Origin of the sequence: Nocardiopsis yanglingensis, from assembly GCF_045809185.1 — a bacterium.
GTDB classification, from domain to species: domain Bacteria; phylum Pseudomonadota; class Gammaproteobacteria; order Xanthomonadales; family Xanthomonadaceae; genus Stenotrophomonas; species Stenotrophomonas yanglingensis.
The window spans coordinates 1-19,311 of the sequence record NZ_JBJNRH010000015.1; the positions used below are offsets into that span (position 1 = coordinate 1).

The 19,311-nt window shown below is 66.8% G+C and carries 17 protein-coding genes; 12 read left to right on the forward strand and 5 right to left on the reverse strand.

What is annotated here, in order from left to right:
- Nucleotides 1–165: 165 nt before the first annotated feature.
- Complete coding sequence (locus ACJ7C5_RS17355) at nt 166–1,875, reverse strand: M28 family metallopeptidase (protein WP_412704612.1); 1,710 nt, start codon at nt 1,873–1,875, stop codon at nt 166–168.
- 86 nt (nt 1,876–1,961) lie between these two features.
- The gene (locus tag ACJ7C5_RS17360) at nt 1,962–2,624 is read right to left on the reverse strand and encodes a DUF4097 family beta strand repeat-containing protein (protein WP_088023598.1); all 663 of its coding nucleotides are present in this window, start codon (nt 2,622–2,624) and stop codon (nt 1,962–1,964) included.
- Between the two features lie 95 nt (nt 2,625–2,719).
- Here ACJ7C5_RS17360 and ACJ7C5_RS17365 point away from each other — a divergent pair, with 95 nt between their 5' ends.
- A complete protein-coding gene (locus tag ACJ7C5_RS17365; RefSeq protein WP_412704613.1) occupies nt 2,720–4,018 on the forward strand; it encodes a murein hydrolase activator EnvC family protein in 1,299 nt (432 codons plus the stop codon).
- Between the two features lie 108 nt (nt 4,019–4,126).
- Entirely contained in the window at nt 4,127–5,575 is a 1,449-nt protein-coding gene (locus tag ACJ7C5_RS17370; protein ID WP_412704614.1) for a S41 family peptidase, read from the forward strand.
- 83 nt (nt 5,576–5,658) lie between these two features.
- On the opposite strand, the gene ACJ7C5_RS17375 is transcribed toward ACJ7C5_RS17370, so the two are convergent.
- Complete coding sequence (locus tag ACJ7C5_RS17375) at nt 5,659–6,351, reverse strand: rhomboid family intramembrane serine protease (protein WP_005407784.1); 693 nt, start codon at nt 6,349–6,351, stop codon at nt 5,659–5,661.
- A gap of 226 nt (nt 6,352–6,577) precedes the next feature.
- Here ACJ7C5_RS17375 and ACJ7C5_RS17380 point away from each other — a divergent pair, with 226 nt between their 5' ends.
- From ACJ7C5_RS17380 to ACJ7C5_RS17390, 3 genes are all read left to right on the forward strand, one after another.
- Nucleotides 6,578–8,005, forward strand: coding sequence for an outer membrane protein transport protein (locus ACJ7C5_RS17380; protein ID WP_088023606.1), 1,428 nt, complete (start codon nt 6,578–6,580; stop codon nt 8,003–8,005).
- Between the two features lie 140 nt (nt 8,006–8,145).
- Nucleotides 8,146–8,742 carry a nicotinamide riboside transporter PnuC gene (gene pnuC / locus ACJ7C5_RS17385; protein ID WP_094000628.1) on the forward strand — a complete coding sequence of 199 codons (597 nt, stop codon included), beginning with the start codon at nt 8,146–8,148 and terminating at the stop codon, nt 8,740–8,742.
- Nucleotides 8,729–9,802, forward strand: a complete 1,074-nt coding sequence (locus ACJ7C5_RS17390; RefSeq protein WP_412704615.1) for an AAA family ATPase — start codon at nt 8,729–8,731, stop codon at nt 9,800–9,802. Before pnuC ends, ACJ7C5_RS17390 begins: the two co-directional genes overlap by 14 nt.
- Before the next feature lie 118 nt (nt 9,803–9,920).
- On the opposite strand, the gene putA is transcribed toward ACJ7C5_RS17390, so the two are convergent.
- On the reverse strand, nt 9,921–13,139 hold the full coding sequence (gene putA / locus ACJ7C5_RS17395; RefSeq protein WP_412704616.1) for a bifunctional proline dehydrogenase/L-glutamate gamma-semialdehyde dehydrogenase PutA: 3,219 nt from the start codon (nt 13,137–13,139) through the stop codon (nt 9,921–9,923).
- 274 nt (nt 13,140–13,413) lie between these two features.
- On the opposite strand from putA, the gene ACJ7C5_RS17400 reads away from it, so the two are divergent.
- The 6 genes from ACJ7C5_RS17400 (at nt 13,414) to ACJ7C5_RS17425 (ending at nt 18,225) form a co-directional block, all read left to right on the forward strand.
- Nucleotides 13,414–13,890: a DUF2244 domain-containing protein gene (locus tag ACJ7C5_RS17400; RefSeq protein ID WP_412704617.1), complete on the forward strand. Its 477-nt coding sequence runs from the start codon at nt 13,414–13,416 to the stop codon at nt 13,888–13,890.
- Between the two features lie 62 nt (nt 13,891–13,952).
- A complete protein-coding gene (coxB, locus tag ACJ7C5_RS17405; protein ID WP_412704618.1) occupies nt 13,953–14,855 on the forward strand; it encodes a cytochrome c oxidase subunit II in 903 nt (300 codons plus the stop codon).
- 59 nt (nt 14,856–14,914) lie between these two features.
- The gene (gene ctaD / locus ACJ7C5_RS17410) at nt 14,915–16,522 is read left to right on the forward strand and encodes a cytochrome c oxidase subunit I (RefSeq protein ID WP_004153896.1); all 1,608 of its coding nucleotides are present in this window, start codon (nt 14,915–14,917) and stop codon (nt 16,520–16,522) included.
- A gap of 77 nt (nt 16,523–16,599) precedes the next feature.
- Entirely contained in the window at nt 16,600–16,749 is a 150-nt protein-coding gene (locus ACJ7C5_RS17415; protein ID WP_412704619.1) for a hypothetical protein, read from the forward strand.
- Entirely contained in the window at nt 16,746–17,336 is a 591-nt protein-coding gene (locus tag ACJ7C5_RS17420; protein WP_088023623.1) for a cytochrome c oxidase assembly protein, read from the forward strand. Before ACJ7C5_RS17415 ends, ACJ7C5_RS17420 begins: the two co-directional genes overlap by 4 nt.
- A gap of 13 nt (nt 17,337–17,349) precedes the next feature.
- Nucleotides 17,350–18,225, forward strand: a complete 876-nt coding sequence (locus tag ACJ7C5_RS17425) for a cytochrome c oxidase subunit 3 (RefSeq protein WP_005412024.1) — start codon at nt 17,350–17,352, stop codon at nt 18,223–18,225.
- A 20-nt stretch (nt 18,226–18,245) separates the two neighbouring features.
- Here ACJ7C5_RS17425 and ACJ7C5_RS17430 read toward each other — a convergent pair whose 3' ends face one another.
- The gene (locus ACJ7C5_RS17430) at nt 18,246–18,464 is read right to left on the reverse strand and encodes a twin transmembrane helix small protein (RefSeq protein WP_005412025.1); all 219 of its coding nucleotides are present in this window, start codon (nt 18,462–18,464) and stop codon (nt 18,246–18,248) included.
- A gap of 60 nt (nt 18,465–18,524) precedes the next feature.
- Between ACJ7C5_RS17430 and ACJ7C5_RS17435 the strand changes: the two genes are divergently transcribed.
- Nucleotides 18,525–19,238 carry an SURF1 family protein gene (locus ACJ7C5_RS17435; RefSeq protein ID WP_412704620.1) on the forward strand — a complete coding sequence of 238 codons (714 nt, stop codon included), beginning with the start codon at nt 18,525–18,527 and terminating at the stop codon, nt 19,236–19,238.
- The last annotated feature ends 73 nt before the right edge of the window (nt 19,239–19,311 follow it).

The window sequence follows — 19,311 nt, forward strand, 5'->3', positions numbered from 1 at the left end:
GCCCGCCACTACCAGTAGATCCACGCCACGCGTGGATGGGGCGCTCGCTGTGTAAGGAGGTGCCAACCGAGATTGGCACCCACCAATGGCGGAGCGCACAAAAAAAGCGGCGCCCCGTGGGGCGCCGCTCTGCTCTCAACGATGTTCAGTCGAACATGGCCCGATTTACTTGGCCGGGGCCTTGTCCTTCATCATCGCGTCGCGGGCAGCCTTGAACGGGTTGCCTTCGTACCAGTTCGGCCAACGATCACCACCGGCCAGTTCCTTGCCCACGCCGTACATCAGCTGCAGGTCTTCCACGGTGCCGTCCAGCTTCCAGGTGGCCGCATCGAACTCGTCCTTCGGGCCGTGGTAGCGGTTGGCGCCGTAGTCGGCTGCAGCCTTGCGGCCCGCGTCCACGCCACCCTCGCGCAGGTCTTCGCCGCCATCGGCGTACAGGGCCGGAACGCCTGCCTTGGCGAAGTTGAAGTGATCGGAACGGAAGTAGAAGCCGCTCTGCACCGAGGTCTCGCCGTGCAGGGTACGGTCCTGGGCGGCAGCCAGCGGCTTGAGGATGTCCTCCAGCTCCGAGCTGCCGAAGCCGGTGACGGTCACGTCCTTGGCACGGCCGGCTACCGACATCGCGTCGATGTTGATCACACCGGCGATCTTGTCCAGCGGGAAGGTCGGATGGGCGACGTAGTACTTCGAACCCAGCAGGCCGGATTCTTCCAGGGTCACGGCCAGGAACACCACCGAACGCTCCGGCTTCGGCTCCTGGTGGGCCATCGCTTCAGCCACCTCAAGGATGCCGGCCACGCCGGTCGCGTTGTCGACCGCGCCGTTGTAGATGTTGTCGCCGGTCTCACCCTCATGCTTGCCCAGGTGATCCCAGTGCGCCATGTACAGCACGGCCTCGTCAGCGCGCTTGCTGCCCGGCAGTACGCCCACCACGTTGCGCGACTGCTTCTGTGCGATCTGGCTCTTCAGGTCGACCGCAGCGGTGGCCTTCAGCGGCACCGGCTTGAAGCCGCGCTTGCTGGCGTCCTTGTAGGCCTGGGCGAGGTCCAGGCCGGCACCGGCGAACAGCGTCTTGGCGGCGTCGGCGCTCAGCCAGCCCTGTACCGGGATACGCGCTTCCGGGTCATCCTTGGCCGGCAGGTCGTACTGCGGGCCGGCCCAGGAGTTCTTCACCACGTCCCAGCCGTAGGACGCGCCGGCGGTGTCGTGCACGATCAGCGCGGCAGCGGCGCCCTTGCGCGCAGCCTCCTCGAACTTGTAGGTCCAGCGACCGTAGTAGGTCATGCGCTTGCCGTCGAACAGCTTCGCGTCATCGACATGGAAGCCCGGGTCGTTGACGAACATCACGACCGTCTTGCCCTTCCAGTCCTGGCCGGCGTAGTCGTTCCACTTCTGTTCCGGCGCGTCGACGCCGTAGCCGACGAACACCAGGTCGCTGGCATCGACCTTCACCTCGGCCTGGCCGGTACGGGTACCGACCACCATGTCGGTGCCGAACTTCAGTTCGGTGGTCTTGCCGCCCTGGGTGATCTTCAACACGGTCGATTCATCGGCCGTGGTCTCGGTCATCGGCACGTCCTGGAACCAGCTGTCGCCGTTGCCGGGCTGCAGGCCGATGCGCTGCATCTGGTCGCGGATGTAGTTGACCGTCAGTTCCTCGCCCTTGCTGCCCGGGGCGCGGCCTTCGAATTCATCCGAAGCCAGGGTCTTGACCATCTCGGCGAAGTCGCCGGCGTTGATCTCCGGGGAGAACTGATGGGCGGCGGGCTTCGCGGCAGCGGTGCCGGTGGCCGGCGCGGCGGCCGGCGTGTCTTCGCCTTTGCAGGCACTGAGCGCGGCCGCAGCGGCCAGGCACAGGAGGAGTTTGCGGGGCATCGTCGATTCCTGGGTAACAAAGGGCGGCCGCGCGTCGTGCACGACCGGTATCAGCGAGTATCACCGAACCCGAAGGCGCGGTGCGCTCAGTCCGCCGGGGCGGTTTCGGTGTCGAACGGGATCGCCTCGGCGCCGGTGACCGGCCCGATGCGGGCGCTGCGGTGCACGTACAGCACGACCTCGCGTTCGAACTGCAGGGGGCCGTTGACCACGGCATTCGGGCCGATGATCACGCGTGGTTTGCGGCTGGCGGTCAGCGAGACGCTGAAGTTCGGCTTGCGTACATGCACGCCACCGGTGACCTGCGAGCCGATGCCCACGGTGATGTCACCGTTGACGGTCTCCACGTCCTTGCCGACGCGGCTTTCGACCAGGCCGATGCCGCCGTTGACGGTCTCGACGCCGCCTTCGACCTGGCTGCCGCGGTCGGTGAAAATGCTGCCGTTGACGGTGCTGACGCTGCCGCGCGCGATGACCTCGCGGCCCAGGCGCACACCGCCGTTGACCGTTTCAATCTTGCCGGTGCGCGCGCGGTCGGCGACCTTGACCCCGCCGTTGACGGTGTCGATGCTGCCGGTTTCGACGCCTTCGCCGACACGGATACCACCATTGACGGTGTCCAGCTTGCCGTAGCGTTGGCCGGCTTCGGCGCTGATGCTGCCGTTGACCTTGCTGATGTTCTCCTGGGCACAGACGGGCCCGGTGACCAGCAGGACGCCCAACAGCAGCGGAATGGAAAGAGCTTTCATGGGGACCTCGATGGATGTGCGGCTGGCAGGCCGCGTGCGGAGATGTCACCATTCCCCGGTACCCCCTGCAACTGCCTGAAGTCACTGGAAAGCCCTTGCGCGACAACGCCTTCCCATCACGCCGACATCACACCGCCGCCGTACGCGGCGGGCGCTGCCTGCTGTTGGGGCTGGCGATCGCCTTGGCGCTGCCGCTGCCGGGCGCAGCGCAGACCACCCGCGAGACCGAGCGCAAGCTGCAGAAGCTGCGCAGTGAGCTGAAGGGCGTGGCGCAGGAGCGCCGGCAGATCGAGGGCCAGCGTGGCCAGGCCTCGCAGCAGTTGCGTGAGGCAGATGAAAAGGTGGCCCGCACCGGCCGTGCGCTTGCGCAGACCGAAACCGCGCTGCGCGAGCAGGGAAGAGCCCTGGCCGAGGCCGAACAGCGCCGCAGCACGCTGCAGGCCAACCTCGCCCAGCAGCACCGCGAGCTGGCCGGCCTGCTGCGTGCGGCCTACCAGCTGGGCAACCACGCACCACTGAAGCTGCTGCTGTCGCAGGACACGGTAGCCGATGCCAATCGCGCCCTGGCCTACCACCGCTACCTGCAGCGCGAGCGGGCACAGCGCATCACCGCCCTGACCGCTGACTTGAAGGAACTGGAAGCGCTGCAGGCACAGATCGCCGAGCGCAAGCAGAAGCTGCAGGGTGCGCAGCAGGACCAGAAGCAGCAGGCAGCGGCCCTGGAAGTGGACCGTCGCGATCGCGCCAAGACCGTTGCTTCGCTGGACGAGCGCTTCAAGGACCAGCGCGAGAAGGAACAGGCGCTGGGCCAGGACGCCAAGGCGCTGGAAACACTGCTGGCCAATCTGCGTGCAGCCGCTGCCCGCGCCGAGGCCGAGCGTCGCGCGGCTGCGCGCCGTGCGGCAGCAGAGAAGGCTGCCGCCGAACGTGCCGCACGCCAGGCCGCGGCACAGGGACGGCCGCCGCCGCCCACGAAGGTTCCGCCGGCGGTGGCGTCCGCACCTGCGCCGAAGGTTGGTGGCCTGGGCTGGCCGTTGTCCGGCAATCTGCTGGCGCGCTATGGCGGCAAGTTGCCCGATGGCCGTACCAGCAGCGGCGTGCTGATCGGCGCGCCGGCCGGCAGCACCGTCACCGCCGTGGCCGACGGCACCGTGGTGTTCTCCGACTGGATGACCGGCTACGGCATGATCCTGATCGTCGACCACGGCAATGGCTACATGAGCCTGTACGCCCACAACGACACCCTGCTGAAGGATGCCGGCGCGCGGGTCAGCCGCGGCGATGCGGTAGCCAAGGTCGGCAATTCCGGTGGCCAGGGCGTTACCGCGCTGTACTTCGAGCTGCGCCGTGGCGGGCAGCCGGTCAACCCGGACAGCTGGCTGCAGCGGCGCTGAATCCAGGCCTGCCGGATGCGGGCCGGATTCAACGGGAATTTAGCTGTGCTTCGCGCATAATCGGTGCATGTGCCTTGGGCACGATGCCAACGTCGACAGGAGTGATCCATGCGCGCAGCCCGTACCGCCACCCTCTTGCTGGCCCTGTTGCCAGCGCTGTCCTGGGCGCAGCAGACCGCGCCCGCCCCGAGCCAGGAAACCAGCGGGCAGGCAGCGAACAGCGAGGAGGCGGTGACCTCGAAGGTGCCGCTGGAGGAAATCCGCCGTTTTGTGGCCGTGTACAACGCGGTGCGTGCCGCCTATGTCGACCCGGTCGATGACAAGAAGCTGATGCAGGCGGCGGTGCGTGGCCTGCTGCTCGACCTCGATCCGCACAGCACCTACTTCAACAAGGAAGACGCGCAGGCCTTCGACGAGCAGGCCAATGGTGCCTACGAGGGCATCGGCGTGGAGCTGCAGCAGCAGCCGGACAACGCCAGCATGAAGGTGATCTCGCCGATCGACGACACGCCGGCGGCCAAGGCCGGCATCCTCGCCGGTGACCTGATCATCGCCATCGACGGCAAGCCGATCAGTGCGATCGATGCCAGCGAGCCGCTGCGCGGCCCGGCCGGCAGCAAGGTGGTGCTGACCATCGTGCGCGAAGGCAAGCCGAAGCCATTCGACGTGAGCCTGACCCGCCAGACCATCCGCGTGACCAGCGTGAAGAGCCGCATGCTGGAGCCGGGCTACGGCTACATCCGCCTGAGCACCTTCCAGGCCGATACCGGTTCGGACTTCCAGAAGCAGGTGCAGCAGCTGCAGAAGCAGGCCGGTGGCCAGCTCAAGGGCCTGGTGCTGGATCTGCGCAGCAACCCGGGCGGCCTGCTGACCGCTGCGGTGCAGGTGGCCGATGATCTGCTCGACAAGGGCAACATCGTCAGCACCCGTGGCCGCATCAGCATCAGCGATGCACGTTTTGACGCCACCCCGGGCGACCTGCTGAAGGGCGCACCGGTGGTGGTGCTGGCCGATGCCGGTTCGGCCAGCGCATCGGAAGTCCTGGCCGGCGCGCTGCGCGACAACAAGCGTGCGCGCGTGGTCGGCAGTCGCACCTTCGGCAAGGGCTCGGTGCAGACCGTGCTGCCGCTGGACAACGGTGATTCGGTGAAGCTGACCACCGCGCGCTATTACACGCCCAGCGGCAAGTCGATCCAGGCCACCGGCATCGTGCCGGACGTCGAACTGAAGCCCGCCGCCACGCCGGCCGAGGATGCACTGCCGGCCAGCCTGAGCGATTACAGCGAAGCGACCCTGCCGGGCCATCTGCGCGGCGACGATGAAGGCACCGAGGGCTACCACGCCGGTGCGGTGCTGCCGGGCGATGGTCCGATCAACGACGCGCTGGCCGAGCTGAAGAACCCGGGTTCGGTGGCGGCGCGGTTGAAGGCCGAGGCCGCCAAGGCGGAGGCGGCCAAGGCCACGAAGGCCGCTGCGGCGAAGCCGGAAGCCAAGCTCGAACCGAAGGCGGAAAGCAAGCCGGAAGCAAAGCCCGCACCGGCTCCGGCCAAGCCCTGATTCTGCAGAGTCGAGCCACGCTCGACTGATCTACGAACGAGCGGGTGAGCGTGGAGCCGGCCAGCGGCCGGCACTACCCAGTGTCAGAAACCGTGGCGCTTGCGCAGCCGGCGCGCGATCGCTGCGCGCACGTAGACCCCGTACACCAGGCCGAACACGAAGCCGCCGATGTGCGCCCACCAGGCCACCATGCCGAAGCTCGGGCCGATGTGGGCGAACACCACCTGCAGTGCGGCCCAGACGCCGATGAGCAGGTAGGCCGGGGCGCGCACGAACTCCAGGAACAGGCCGAGCGGAATGACCACGCCCAGCCGGGCGCCCGGGAACAGGGCCAGATAGGCGCCGATCAGCGCCGACACCGCGCCGCTGGCACCGATGATGATCTGGTCCGGGCTGCCCATGGTGTAGATCGCCACCAGGTTCGATACCGCGCCACCCACCAGGAACAGCAGCAGCAACCGCCACGGCCCCAGCACCCGCTCGGCGGGCAGGCCGAAGATCAGCAGGAACACCAGGTTGCCCAGCAGGTGCGACCAGTCGGCGTGCAGGAACAGGGCGGTGAACAGGCGCAGCACGCTGCCGTCCTGCAGGGTGGCCCACCAGTCCAGCGGGTGGGTCAGGCCGGTGGACAGGGCGCCCCAGTCCAGCCAGAGGCTGCCGCGGGCATCGTCCGGACGCGAGATCGACCACAGGAATGCCAGCCACAGTGCCGCAAACAGCACGGGCGTGGCCCAGCGCAGGGCCGCCTTCTTGCGCGACGGGAGGGAGACGAACATGGGCACTAGCCTAGCGTGCGGGCGCTTGCGGCGGGGATTGTCCTGTTCAGCTTTTGGGACGAAAAAACCGCCACTGCTGTTATTGTTTCATTAACAGCTCTGGGTAATACTCGCATACGGCGTCGTATGTCGGGAGGGGAATCCGGCGCGCTCCGATGGGTCCCAGGACCTGCCGGGCGCAGGCGCACTCAGAGCAACATCACCGCTTACCGGAGAGAGAACTACGATGCAAACCGCTTCCACCATTGCCCGTCTGACCCTGCTGGCCGTCGGCGTTGCCGGTGCGCTGGCCGCCGCCGATGCCAACGCCGCCGCCTTCCAGCTGAAGGAAAACAGCGCCAAGGGCCTCGGCCGTGCGTTCGCCGGCTCCACCTCCGCTGAAGGCGATGCCTCGGTGGTCGCCACCAACCCGGCGTCGATGCGCCTGCTCGAAGGCACCCAGATCCAGGGCGACGTCAGCGCCATCAGCTTCGGCGCCAAGTTCCGCGGTCAGGGCAAGTACGCCAACGGCGCTCCGATCTCCGGCGGCAACGGCGGCGACGCCGGCATGATCGCCCCGGTCCCGGCAGCCTACTTCCACCTGCCGTTCGGCGAGAACGACAACATGCACTTCGGTGCATCGCTGACCGTGCCGTTCGGCTTCAAGACCGAATACGACCGTGACTGGGTCGGCCGCTACAACGGCGTCAAGACCGAGCTGCAGGCGATCGACCTGGGCGTCGCGTTCTCCTACGACGTCAACCCGTACCTGTCGTTCGGTGCTTCGGTGTTCGCCGAGCGTCTGAACGTCGACCTGACCAGCGCCGTCGATACCGGCACCGCGATCAACGCCAGCGCCCAGCAGAAGGCTGCCGCTGCTGTTCTGGCCGCCGGTGGCACCGCCGCCCAGGCCGCTGCCGCTTCGCGTCAGGCCGCCGTCGCCATGGCCCAGCAGGGCTTCGCCCCGGGCACCGCCGATGGCTTCCTGCGCATCAAGGGTGACGAAGTGTCCATGGGCTACACCCTGGGCATGACCGTCAGCCCGGTGGAAGGCACCAACATCGCCTTCAGCTACCGCTCGCAGGTCAAGCACAAGATCAACGACGGCAAGGCCGACTTCACCATTCCGGGCAACGCGGAGACGTTCCTGCGCGCAGCCGCTCCGGGCACCTTCATCGACAGCAACGGTCGTGCCTCGATCACCCTGCCGGCCAGCGCCACCGTCAGCTTCACCCACCGCGTGAACGACCAGTGGAAGATCATGGCCGACGTCTCGCGCACCGCGTGGAGCAAGTTCGACCAGGTCGTCGTCGACTATGACTCCAACCAGCCGGACAGCGTGCTGCCGTTCCACTACCGCGACACCACCTTCGCGTCGATCGGTACCGAGTACCGCATGAACGAGAAGCTGACCCTGCGCGGCGGTCTTGCCTACGACCAGACCCCGACCACCGACGCACACCGCGACGTGCGCGTGCCGGACACCACCCGCAAGTGGCTGTCGCTGGGTCTGACCTACGCGGCATCGGAAAAGATGGAATACAGCGTGGGCTACACCCACCTGTTCACCAAGGATCCGAACGTCAACTCGACCTCGGCCACCGCCAACACCGTGACCGGCAAGTACAAGGTCAGCGGCGACGTGCTGGCGGCTTCGATGCAGTACAAGTTCTGATTCGGGCGATTGCCTGAAGCAGTACGAAGGAGGCCCCGCGCAAGCGGGGCCTTTTTTCTGGGGGCCTCGGACCATCCACGCATGGAACGGACCCAGCGGGAGTGTCTCCATCGGTGGCCTGGATCCATGACAATAGCGCCATGAACCTGTCCGATCCGAACTTCCAGCTGGAGCTGGCTGCCAACATCGCCGTCGCCGGCTCGATCCTGCTGGCCGGTCGCAACAACGTGCACACCTGGTGGCTGGGCATCGTCGGCTGCGCATTGTTTGCTGCCGTGTTCGAACGATCGCATCTGTATGCAGACATGGTGCTGCAGTTCTTCTTCATCGCCATCAGCGTGCTGGGCTGGTGGCAGTGGCTGCGTGGTGACCATGGCGCGCCGCTGCCGATCACCGCGCTGCGCCCGCGTGCATGGGCCTGGCTGGCACCGTTGGCGGTGGTGGCCACGTTCGGCTACGGCTGGATGCTGACCCGCCTGACCAATGCCTATGCGCCGTATATCGATTCGGCGGTGCTGGTGTTGAGTGTGATCGCGCAGATCCTGATGATGCGACGCAAGCTGGAATCGTGGTGGGTGTGGCTGCTGGTGAACACCGTTGCCGTGCCGCTGTACTACAGCCGTGGCCTGCACCTGACTTCGATCCTGTATGTGGGCTTCTGGATCAATGCGCTGGTGGCCTTGCGCCATTGGCGGCACCTGATGCACGAGGCCAGGGCAGCCGATGCCGCTGCCTGAGCGCGTTGCACGCGGCCTGGTGGTGGGCAAGTTCTGCCCGCTGCATCTGGGTCACGAACGCCTGATCGAATTCGCCGCCACGCGCTGTACGCAGCTGCTGGTGATCGGCTGGTCGCAGCCGGGCTTTGCCGGCTACAGCGCCGAGCGCCGCGAGCGCTGGCTGCGTACGCGTTTCCCGCAGGCGACGGTAGCGGTGCTGGATGACGCACGACTGGCGGCATTGTGCACGCAGCACGGTTTGCCAGTGCGAACGCTGCCGCGGGACAGTGATGACGAACAGGTGCAGCGCGACTTTGCCGCCTGGCTGTGCTTGAACCTGTTCGGTGGGCCGGTGCAGGCGGTGTACACCGGTGAGGACTACGGCGACGGCTTCGCGCAGGCGCTGACGGCGCACTTCGGCGTGCCGGTACGTCATGAACGGCGTGAGCGTACGCGGGACATCGGCCAGGCCTGTGGCACCCAGCTGCGCACCGACCCGCATGTGCATCGCCATGGCCTCGCACCGCAGGTGTATGCGGACTACGTGCAGCGCGTGGCGTTCATCGGGGGCGAGTCCAGCGGCAAGACCACGCTGGCCCGCGTGCTGGCCGAGCGTCTGCAGACCGCCTGGGTGCCGGAGTATGGCCGCACCCTGTGGGAGCAGCAGGGCGGAGAACTGATGCCGGACGATCTGCTTCGCATCGCAATGGCACAGCCGCAGCACGAAGACGAAGCTGCACGGCATGCGCATCGCTGGCTGTTCTGCGATACCACGCCGCGGGTGACGCTGGGCTACAGCGGCTGGATGTTCGGCACGGCACCGGAACCGTTGCGGCAGGCGGCACGACGACGCTACGACCTGCTGTTCCTGTGCGCACCGGATATTCCGTTCGACCAGGATGGCACGCGCGTGGGCGAAGCCTTCCGGGCGCAGCAGCATGCGTGGTACCTGACGCAGCTGCAGGTAGAGGGGGTCGAGTACGTGTTGCTGGAGGGCGATCTGGAGACGCGCATCGCACGCGTGCAGGGCGAGCTGGCGAAGCGGGCGGACAACCGGTTCAGTGTCGCCCCGCCGCTGTAGAGCCGAGCCTGTGCCCGCTGCACCATGCAAGCCGAGCGTGGGCTCGGCTCTACAGAAAGCAGAAGCACAAAAAACCCCGCTTTCGCGGGGTTTTTCGTTCACTGCGTGATGCGGGCGATCAGTCGCCCAGGGTCAGCAGCGAGGCGTTGCCGCCGGCGGCGGTGGTGTTCACCGTCACCGTCTTTTCGGTGGCGAAGCGCAGCAGGTAGTGCGGGCCGCCGGCCTTCGGGCCGGTGCCGGACAGACCCTGCCCGCCGAATGGCTGCACGCCGACCACCGCACCGATCTGGTTGCGGTTGACGTAGACGTTGCCGACGTGGACGCCGTTGCTGATGCGATCGACAGTCTCGTCGATACGCGAATGCACGCCCAGGGTCAGGCCGTAGCCGGTGGCGTTGATCTGGTCGATCACTGCGTCGAGCTGGTCGCCCTTCCAGCGGATCACGTGCAGGACCGGCCCGAAGATTTCCTTGTGCAGCTGGCCCAGGTCCTTCAGTTCATACGCACGCGGCGCGAAGAAGGTGCCGTTGGCCGCTTCGGCGGACAGCTCGGCGGCGGCGATCAGGCGCGCTTCGCGGTCCATGCGCTCGGCGTGGTCCTGCAGGATCTTCAGCGCGTCGGCGTCGATCACCGGGCCGACGTCGGTGGACAGCAGGCCGGGGTTCCCGACCTTCAGTTCCTTCATCGCACCGGCCAGCATGGTCATCACCTTGTCGGCGATGTCGTCCTGCACGAACAGCACGCGCGCGGCCGAGCAGCGCTGGCCGGCGGAGGTGAAGGCCGAACCGATGGCGTCCTTGACCAGCTGTTCCGGCAGCGCCGAGGAGTCGGCGATGAAGGCGTTCTGGCCACCGGTCTCCGCGATCAGCACGCCGATGGCGGCGTCACGCGCGGCCATGGCGCGGTTGATCGCACGTGCGGTATCGGTGGAGCCGGTGAAGGCCACGCCGGCCACGCGCGGGTCGGCGGTCAGCGCGGCACCGACGGTGGCGCCGTCGCCCGGCAGGAACTGCACCACCTCGGCCGGCACGCCGGCGTCGTGCAGCAGCTTCACCGCGTAGTAGCCGATCAGGTTGGTCTGCTCGGCCGGCTTGGCGATGACGCTGTTGCCGGCGGCCAGTGCGGCAGCCACCTGGCCCAGGAAGATCGCCAGCGGGAAGTTCCACGGGCTGATGCAGACGAACACGCCGCGGCCGTGCAGCTGCAGCTCGTTGGACTCACCGGTCGGGCTCGGCAGCTTCTCGGCGTGGCTGAACTGCTCGCGCGCCTGCTTGGCGTAGTAGCGCAGGAAGTCCACCGCTTCGCGCACTTCGGCGATGCTGTCGGGCAGGCTCTTGCCGGCTTCCTTCACGCACAGCGCCATGAACTCCGGCATGCGCGCTTCCAGCTGGTCGGCGGCGTGCTCGAGGATGGCGGCGCGGCTGGCGGCCGGGGTACGGTTCCAGGCCGGCTGCGCGGCCACGGCATTGGCCAGGGCCTTCTGCACGGTGGCGGCATCGGCGGCCAGCCACTGGCCAACCACTTCGCGGGTGTCGGCCGGGTTGGTCACCGGCAGCGCGGCGCCGGCCGGGTTCGCACCCGGCACCAGCGGAGCGGCCTGCCAGGGCTTGACGGCTGCGTTGAGCTGCTCGGCCAGGGCGCGCAGTTCGTTGTCGTTGGCGAGGTTGGCGCCCATGGAGTTCTTCCTGTCGTGGTTCTGGCTGCGCAGCAGGTCAACCGGCAGCGGGATCTTGGGATGCGGAATCGATTCGAACGAGGCGACCATCTCGACCGGATCGCGGATCAGGTCGGCGATCGGCACGCGCTCGTCGGTGATGCGGTTGACGAAGCTGGAGTTGGCGCCGTTTTCCAGCAGGCGGCGCACCAGGTACGGCAGCAGGTCTTCATGCGAACCGACCGGCGCATACACGCGGCAGGGCAGGTTCAAGCGATCGGCTGGCACTACTTCGGCGTACAGGTCGTCGCCCATGCCGTGCAGCTTCTGGTGCTCGTACACGCCACCGTTGGCGATGCTGCGCACCGCGGCGATGGTGTGCGCGTTGTGCGTGGCGAACATCGGGTAGATCGCGTCGGCATGCGTGAACAGACGCTTGGCGCAGGCCAGGTAGGAGACATCGGTGTTCTGCTTGCGGGTGAACACCGGGTAGCCCGGGTAGCCTTCGATCTGCGCGCGCTTGATCTCGGCGTCCCAGTAGGCGCCCTTGACCAGGCGCACCTGCAGGCGGCGCCCGGCGCGGCGCGCCATGTCGGCCAGGTGGTCGATCGTGTACGGGGTGCGCTTCTGGTAGGCCTGCACGACCACGCCGAAGCCATCCCATCCGGCCAGCGAGGCATCGCCGAACACCTGTTCGATGATGTCCAGCGACAGTTCCAGGCGGTCGGATTCTTCGGCGTCAACGGTGCAGCCGATGCCGTAGCTCTTGGCCAGCTGCGCCAGTTCCAGCACGCCCGGCACCAGGTCCGTCAGCACGCGCTCGCGCTTGGCGTGCTCGTAGCGCGGGTACAGCGCCGACAGCTTGATCGAGATGCCCGGGGCGTTGTTGACGTCGCCGTCCGGACGGCCGCCGCGTGCCTTGTGATCGCCGCCGATGGCGTGGATCGCACGACGGTAGTCTTCCAGATAGCGCAGCGCGTCCTTCATGGTCAGCGCGCCTTCGCCCAGCATGTCGAAGGAGTAGCGGTAGTTCGCGTTGTCGCCCTTGTGCGAGCGCGACAGCGCTTCGCTGATGGTGCGGCCCATGACGAACTGGTGGCCCATGATCTTCATCGCCTGGCGCACGGCCAGACGCACCACCGGCTCACCCACGCGGCCGACCAGGCGCTTGAACGCGCTGGGCGCATCGGCGCGGGTGGCGTCGTTCATCTGCACCAGCTTGCCGGTCAGCATCAGGCCCCAGGTGGAGGCGTTGACCAGCACCGAGTCGCTGCCGCCCAGATGCTTTTCCCAGTCGGCATCGGCCAGCTTGTCGCGGATCAGCTTGTCGGCGGTGTCCTGGTCCGGAATGCGCAGCAGCGCTTCGGCCACGCACATCAGCAGCACGCCTTCCTCGCTGCCCAGGTCGTACTGGCGCATGAAGGCTTCGATCGCGCCCTGGTCCTTGGCACGCACGCGCACGCGGCCGACAAGGTCGGCGGCCAGCGCCTGCACCCTGGCCTGCTCTTCGGCCGGCAGGCGGGCCTGCGCCAGCAGCTCGCGGACGTGGCTGGCCTCGTCCTTCAACCAGGCATCGGTGATGGCCTGGCGGAACGGGTTGGGGGGCGCCGGCAGTTCCGGCGACAGCAGCGCGCCGGGACGCGGAGCGTCGTGGGCGGCAGGGGAGGAGGAAGGTGCGTTCATGCCGGTCCGGCCAGTGGAAAACTTGGCGATTTTAATCATTTTTGCGGGTTGCGGAAGTGCCCCGCAGCCACCTTCGTGAAGTGCTGATAGCCCCTAGCTGCGGTCGATTCAGCGTGTTCAGCAAGCTCGACATAATTTGTGCTGAATTCGTCATTCGTGCCGCCGACCTCATGCTGTGTTGCAGCATGGGAAAAAGTGTGAATGCACCCTTGCTACCGGCGAGAGGGCGGGGCTACCATCGAGACGTTTCCCGCGGCAGGAACGCGGTTGCGACATGATCGAGGTGCTTCCAGCTCCGGATGGGTCAGGTACGCAGCTGCGGCTGCGTCCCCCACGGGCGCTCGATGCCCGGCAGTTCGTCCTGTTGTTCACCGTGTTGTCGGGTGTGATGTGGCTGGTGTCCGCCCTCGGGTGGTTGGCCGGCAATGCATTCGCCCCCCTGTTCGCGCTGCTGTACAGCCTGGTGCTGGCGGCGGCACTGCGTGCCTTGTGGCGCAGTGGTGAACGGCAGGAGGAGATCCGGGTAGTGCCGGCGTACGTGGAGGTCATCCCCGTACCCGGTGGATCGCCGGTGTTCCGGGCCCACCCCCACTGGGTGCGCCTGCTCACCGACGACGAGAGGGTCCGGCTGGCATCCAGCGGCCGGCAGGTGGAGGTGGGGAGTTTCCTCGCGCCGGCCGAACGTCAGACGCTTGCAGAGACACTTGAAAGCTTGCTCGCCGCCAGCGATGGCGGCAACCGACGACGCTAAGGGTCTAGGCAATGAAGCAAAGCAGCAGGTGGGGCACGAAGTGCGTTGCAGCGGTCACCGCCATGGTGGCCGGGGGACTGATGCCGGCGTTGGCCTGGGCCCAGGCGGCCGATCCCAAACCGTGGCAGCTGAACATGGGCAAGGGGGTGACCCAGACCTCGCGCCTGGCCTGGGAATCGAACAATCTCTCGTTGATCATCTGCACGGTGATCGGCGTCATCGTGTTCGGCGCGATGGCCTACGCCATCTTCAAGTTCCGAAAATCCAAGGGCGCGGTCGCCGCCACCTTCAGCCACAACACCAAGGCCGAGATCATCTGGACGGTGATCCCGGTGATCATCCTGATCGTGATGGCGTGGCCGGCCACGGCCAACCTGATCAAGATGTACGACACCCGCGATGCCGAGATGACGGTCAAGGTCACCGGCTACCAGTGGATGTGGAAGTACGAGTATCTCGGCGAGAACGTCACCTTCACCAGCCGCCTGGACCGCGAGTCCGACCGCGTGCGGCAAAGTGGCATTGTGCCGACCCGCGAGAGCCATCCGCATTACCTGCTGGACGTCGACAACCGCCTGGTGCTGCCGGTCGATACCAAGGTGCGCTTCGTCATCACCTCCGACGACGTGATCCACGCCTGGTGGGTGCCGGCGCTGGGCTGGAAGCAGGACGCCATCCCCGGTTTCATCAATGAAGCCTGGACCAGCATCGAGCAGCCCGGCGTCTACCGCGGCCAGTGCGCCGAGCTGTGCGGCAAGGACCACGGCTTCATGCCGATCGTGGTCGAGGCGGTGTCCAAGGAAGAGTTCAAGCAGTGGCTGGCGCAGCGCAAGCCGGCGCCGCCTGCCGCGCCGGCAACGCCTGCGGCACCGGCCGAACCGACGGCACCGGCGGGCGAGGCACCGGCTGCGCCTGCTGCTGCAGAAGCGGGCAGCGCACCTGCCACCGCGGCCAGCGGCGCGTGATGTAAAGCCCGCGGCCGTTCGCGGCTGCGGTGACAACCGATTCTGAGAGGTGTTTTGCAATGGCGCACTCGGCAGTTGGGCACGACGATCACCATCACCAGCAGAGTTTCTTCGAGCGTTGGTTCTTCTCGACCAACCACAAGGACATCGGCACGCTGTACCTGGGTTTCAGCTTCATCATGTTCATCATCGGCGCTGCGATGAGCGTGGTGATCCGCGCCGAACTGGCGCAGCCGGGCCTGCAGTTCGTCAAGCCCGAGTTCTTCAACCAGATGACCACTGTGCATGCGCTGGTGATGATCTTCGGTGGCGTGATGCCGGCCTTCGTGGGCCTGGCCAACTGGATGATCCCGCTGCAGATCGGCGCGCCGGACATGGCGCTGCCGCGCATGAACAACTGGTCCTTCTGGTTGCTGCCGGTGGCCTTCAGCCTGCTGCTGCTGACCCTGTTCCTGCCCGGTGGCGCGCCGGCCGGTGGCTGGACGCTGTACCCGCCGCTGTCGCTGCAGGGCGGCTACAACGTCGCCTTCAGCGTGTTCGCCATCCACGTGGCCGGCATCAGTTCGATCATGGGCGCGATCAACATCATCGCCACCGTGCTGAACATGCGTGCGCCGGGTATCGACCTGCTGAAGATGCCGATCTTCTGCTGGGCCTGGCTGATCACTGCCTTCCTGCTGATCGCGGTGATGCCGGTGCTGGCCGGTGCGGTGACCATGCTGCTGACCGACAAGTTCTTCGGCACCAGCTTCTTCAACGCCGCCGGTGGCGGTGACCCGGTGATGTACCAGCACATCTTCTGGTTCTTCGGGCATCCCGAGGTCTACATCATGATCCTGCCCGCCTTCGGCGTGGTCAGCGAAATCATCCCGACCTTCAGCCGCAAGCCGCTGTTCGGCTACCAGGCGATGGTGTACGCCACTGCCGCGATCGCATTCCTGTCGTTCATCGTCTGGGCCCACCACATGTTCACCGTGGGCATGCCGCTGGGTGGCGAGATCTACTTCATGTTCGCCACCATGCTGATCTCGATCCCGACCGGCGTGAAGGTGTTCAACTGGGTCAGCACCATGTGGCGTGGCTCGCTGACGTTCGAGGCACCGATGCTGTGGTCGGTGGCCTTCGTCATCCTGTTCACCATCGGTGGCTTCTCCGGCCTGATGCTGGCGATCGTGGCGGCCGACTTCCAGTACCACGACACCTACTTCGTGGTGGCGCACTTCCACTACGTGCTGGTGACCGGCGCGGTGTTCGCGCTGATCGCCGCGGTGTACTACTGGTGGCCGAAGTGGACCGGGCGGATGTACAGCGAGAAGTGGGCCAAGGTGCACTTCTGGTGGTCGATCGTGTTCGTCAACCTGCTGTTCTTCCCGCAGCACTTCCTCGGCCTGGCCGGCATGCCGCGCCGTATTCCCGATTACAGTGTGGCCTTCGCCGACTGGAACCTGATCAGCTCGATCGGTGCGTTCGGTATGTTCGTCACGCCGTTCATGATGGCCGCGATCCTGCTGTCCTCGCTGCGCAATGGCGAGAAGGCCGAGGCCCGTTCCTGGGAAGGTGCACGCGGCCTGGAATGGACGCTGCCGTCGCCGGCACCGGCGCACACCTTCACCACGCCGCCGACCATCCGCCCGGGCGACCTGGCGCATGACGACATCACGCATTGAGGTGGGGCATGCATAACGAGAGCCCGCTGCAGACCTGTAGAGTCGAGCCATGCTCGACTGACGAAAAGCAGCCGAGCATGGCTCGGCTCTACAACAACCCGGGCGACGCCCCGGAAAACGGCATCGAACTGCAACGCCAGCGCGCCAAACGCACGGCGATGTGGGTCGGCGCCATCGCCGTGCTGGTCTACGTCGGCTTCATCCTCAGCGGGGTGATCGGCCGATGAGCGAGGCACCGGCCAGCACGCCGTCACGCAGTGCGGGGCTGCCGCGCCTGATCGGTGTGGCGGTGGCGGTGTTCCTGCTCACGTTCTCGCTGGTGCCGCTGTACCGCATCGCCTGCGAGAAGGTGTTCGGTGTGCGCCTGGAGCGCGGCCCCGGTGGCGAAGCCAGTGCAGGTGCCGCGGCCGGCAAGCGCACCGTGCGCGTGGAGTTCGATGGCGGCGTCAATTCGCGCCTGCCGTGGTCGTTCCATCCTGAGCAGCTGACCATGGACGTGGTGCCCGGCGAACTCAACGAGGCGCTGTACTTCGCCCGCAACGACAGCGCGGCTGCCGTGGTCGGCAGCGCGGTACCTTCGGTGGCGCCGGCGCGTGCGTCGGGCTTCTTCAGCAAGACCGAGTGTTTCTGTTTCACCGCGCAGACGCTGCAGGCCGGCGAGAAGCGCGACATGCCGGTGCGTTTCATCGTCGATCCGGACCTGCCGCCGGAGATCAGGACGATCACCTTGTCCTACACCTTCTACCGCAACGACGCGCTGTCCGATCGGCTGGCCCCGGCCGCCACCTCGGAAGGCGCGCACGCCGCACCCTGACCCGGATACCGACATGGCCCAGACACCGACCGACGCCAACGTGTACTTCGTCCCGGCCCAGAGCAAATGGCCGTTCGTGGGTTCCATCGCGATGATGGTGACCATGGTGGGCGTGGCCAGCTGGCTCAACGATGCCAGCTGGGGACGCTGGACGTTCTACATCGGCATCGCGATGCTGGTGCTGACCCTGTTCTGGTGGTTCAGCGACGTGGTGCGCGAATCGCAGGCGGGCAACTACAACCACCAGGTCGATGGCTCGTTCCGGATGGGGATGATCTGGTTCATCTTCTCCGAGGTGATGTTCTTCGGTGCCTTCTTCGGCGCACTGTTCTACACCCGCAACCTCGGCCTGTCGTGGCTCAGCGGCGAAGGCCGCGGGGTGATGACCAACGAGCTGCTCTGGCAGGGCTATTCCGCAGGTTGGCCGACCAATGGCCCGGCCGCGATCGGTGGCGCATTCCAGACCATTCCGGCCTGGGGCCTGCCGCTGATCAACACGTTGATCCTGCTGACCTCCGGCGTGACCCTGACCATCGCCCATCATGCACTGAAGGCCGGCAACCGCCGCCAGCTGCTGATCTGGCTGGGCCTGACCGTGGTGCTCGGCCTCGGCTTCCTGACCCTGCAGGCGGAGGAGTACATCCACGCCTACAAGGAACTGAACCTGACGCTCGGCTCGGGCATCTACGGTTCGACGTTCTTCATGCTGACCGGCTTCCACGGCGCGCACGTGCTGCTGGGCACGATCATGCTGATCGTGATGTGGCTGCGTTCGGCCAAGGGGCACTTCACCCGCGACAACCATTTCGGTTTCGAAGCCGCCGCATGGTACTGGCACTTCGTCGACGTGGTGTGGCTGATGCTCTTCATGTTCGTCTACGTGCTTTGACCGCGCACGCATCGGTGGCCTCAGCCGCCGATGCCGTGCGGTTTGATCCAACCCATGTAGATGCTCACGATCACCAGCAGGATCAACGCCACCGATACCGCGATGCGGCGGGTCAGTGCGTTGACCGTGCGCTTGGTCTGGCCGCGGTCGACCAGCAGGTAGTAGAGGCCGGCGCCCAGATTCCAGACGATGACAATCAGAAACGCGATTACCAGCAGGGTCTTCAACGAATCACTCATGCGCGGCTCGAGGGCAGGGTGGATGGGCCTATCTGACCGCGTTTGCGCGGACTTGTCATGATGCGCCAGCACACGCGCGTGATCGGATGGCTGCTGGCAGTGCTGGCCATGGCCGGTTTCACCGCATTGGGGCTGTGGCAGCTGCAGCGCATGCATGCCAAACAGGCAATGTTGGATGCGCAGGGTCCAGCTGTGGCGCAAGCGCTTCCGTTGTCGCAGGCGCTGGCGGCACCCGGCGCCTTGCACGGGGTGGCCGACCACGGCCGCTTCCTGCCCGGCGTGGTGCTGCTCGACAACCAGACCCGGCATGGCCGCGCCGGGGTGAAGATCTATCGCCCGTTCCGCAGTGACGAGGGCAGCGTGCTGCTGGTCGATCTCGGCTGGCGTGCGCTGCCGCCGGATCGCACGTTGCCGGATGTGCCGGCGCCGCCTTCACCGGTGGCCGTGCGTGGGTTGCTGGCACCGCCGCCGTCGGCGGGACTGGCACTGGGCCCGGCGTTCTCCGCCACTGGCGAGGCCGGGCGTTGGCTGGCCAGTCGCTTGCCCGCCGAAGGCCTGGCGCGCGCGCTGGGGCTGCAGGCGTTACCCGAACGCGTCCTGCGCCTGGATCCGGCACTGCCATTCGGCGATGAGCGTGACCTGGACCTGCTGCCGAACACGCTGCCGCCGCAGCGTCATCTGGGCTACGCCGTGCAGTGGTTCGGGCTGGCCCTGACCGTGCTGGTGGTCGCGCTGGTGCTGGAACGGCGCCGGAGGCGCGTGATTACCCGGTAGTGGGGGGGGGGGGGGGGGCCCCCCCCCCCGGGGGGGGGGGGGGCCCCCCCGCCGCCCCACCCCCCACCCCAAC

Excerpts from the sequence above, each read along its gene's own strand:
- ACJ7C5_RS17355 (WP_412704612.1), bottom strand. The coding sequence starts at position 1,875 with ATGCCCCGCAAACTCCTCCTGTGCCTGGCCGCTGCGGCCGCGCTCAGT.
- ACJ7C5_RS17360 (WP_088023598.1), bottom strand. The coding sequence starts at position 2,624 with ATGAAAGCTCTTTCCATTCCGCTGCTGTTGGGCGTCCTGCTGGTCACC.
- ACJ7C5_RS17370 (WP_412704614.1), top strand. The coding sequence starts at position 4,127 with ATGCGCGCAGCCCGTACCGCCACCCTCTTGCTGGCCCTGTTGCCAGCG.
- ACJ7C5_RS17375 (WP_005407784.1), bottom strand. The coding sequence starts at position 6,351 with ATGTTCGTCTCCCTCCCGTCGCGCAAGAAGGCGGCCCTGCGCTGGGCC.
- ACJ7C5_RS17380 (WP_088023606.1), top strand. The coding sequence starts at position 6,578 with ATGCAAACCGCTTCCACCATTGCCCGTCTGACCCTGCTGGCCGTCGGC.
- pnuC (WP_094000628.1), top strand. The coding sequence starts at position 8,146 with ATGAACCTGTCCGATCCGAACTTCCAGCTGGAGCTGGCTGCCAACATC.
- ACJ7C5_RS17390 (WP_412704615.1), top strand. The coding sequence starts at position 8,729 with ATGCCGCTGCCTGAGCGCGTTGCACGCGGCCTGGTGGTGGGCAAGTTC.
- putA (WP_412704616.1), bottom strand. The coding sequence starts at position 13,139 with ATGAACGCACCTTCCTCCTCCCCTGCCGCCCACGACGCTCCGCGTCCC.
- ACJ7C5_RS17400 (WP_412704617.1), top strand. The coding sequence starts at position 13,414 with ATGATCGAGGTGCTTCCAGCTCCGGATGGGTCAGGTACGCAGCTGCGG.
- coxB (WP_412704618.1), top strand. The coding sequence starts at position 13,953 with ATGGTGGCCGGGGGACTGATGCCGGCGTTGGCCTGGGCCCAGGCGGCC.
- ctaD (WP_004153896.1), top strand. The coding sequence starts at position 14,915 with ATGGCGCACTCGGCAGTTGGGCACGACGATCACCATCACCAGCAGAGT.
- ACJ7C5_RS17415 (WP_412704619.1), top strand. The coding sequence starts at position 16,600 with ATGGCTCGGCTCTACAACAACCCGGGCGACGCCCCGGAAAACGGCATC.
- ACJ7C5_RS17420 (WP_088023623.1), top strand. The coding sequence starts at position 16,746 with ATGAGCGAGGCACCGGCCAGCACGCCGTCACGCAGTGCGGGGCTGCCG.
- ACJ7C5_RS17425 (WP_005412024.1), top strand. The coding sequence starts at position 17,350 with ATGGCCCAGACACCGACCGACGCCAACGTGTACTTCGTCCCGGCCCAG.
- ACJ7C5_RS17430 (WP_005412025.1), bottom strand. The coding sequence starts at position 18,464 with ATGAGTGATTCGTTGAAGACCCTGCTGGTAATCGCGTTTCTGATTGTC.
- ACJ7C5_RS17435 (WP_412704620.1), top strand. The coding sequence starts at position 18,525 with ATGCGCCAGCACACGCGCGTGATCGGATGGCTGCTGGCAGTGCTGGCC.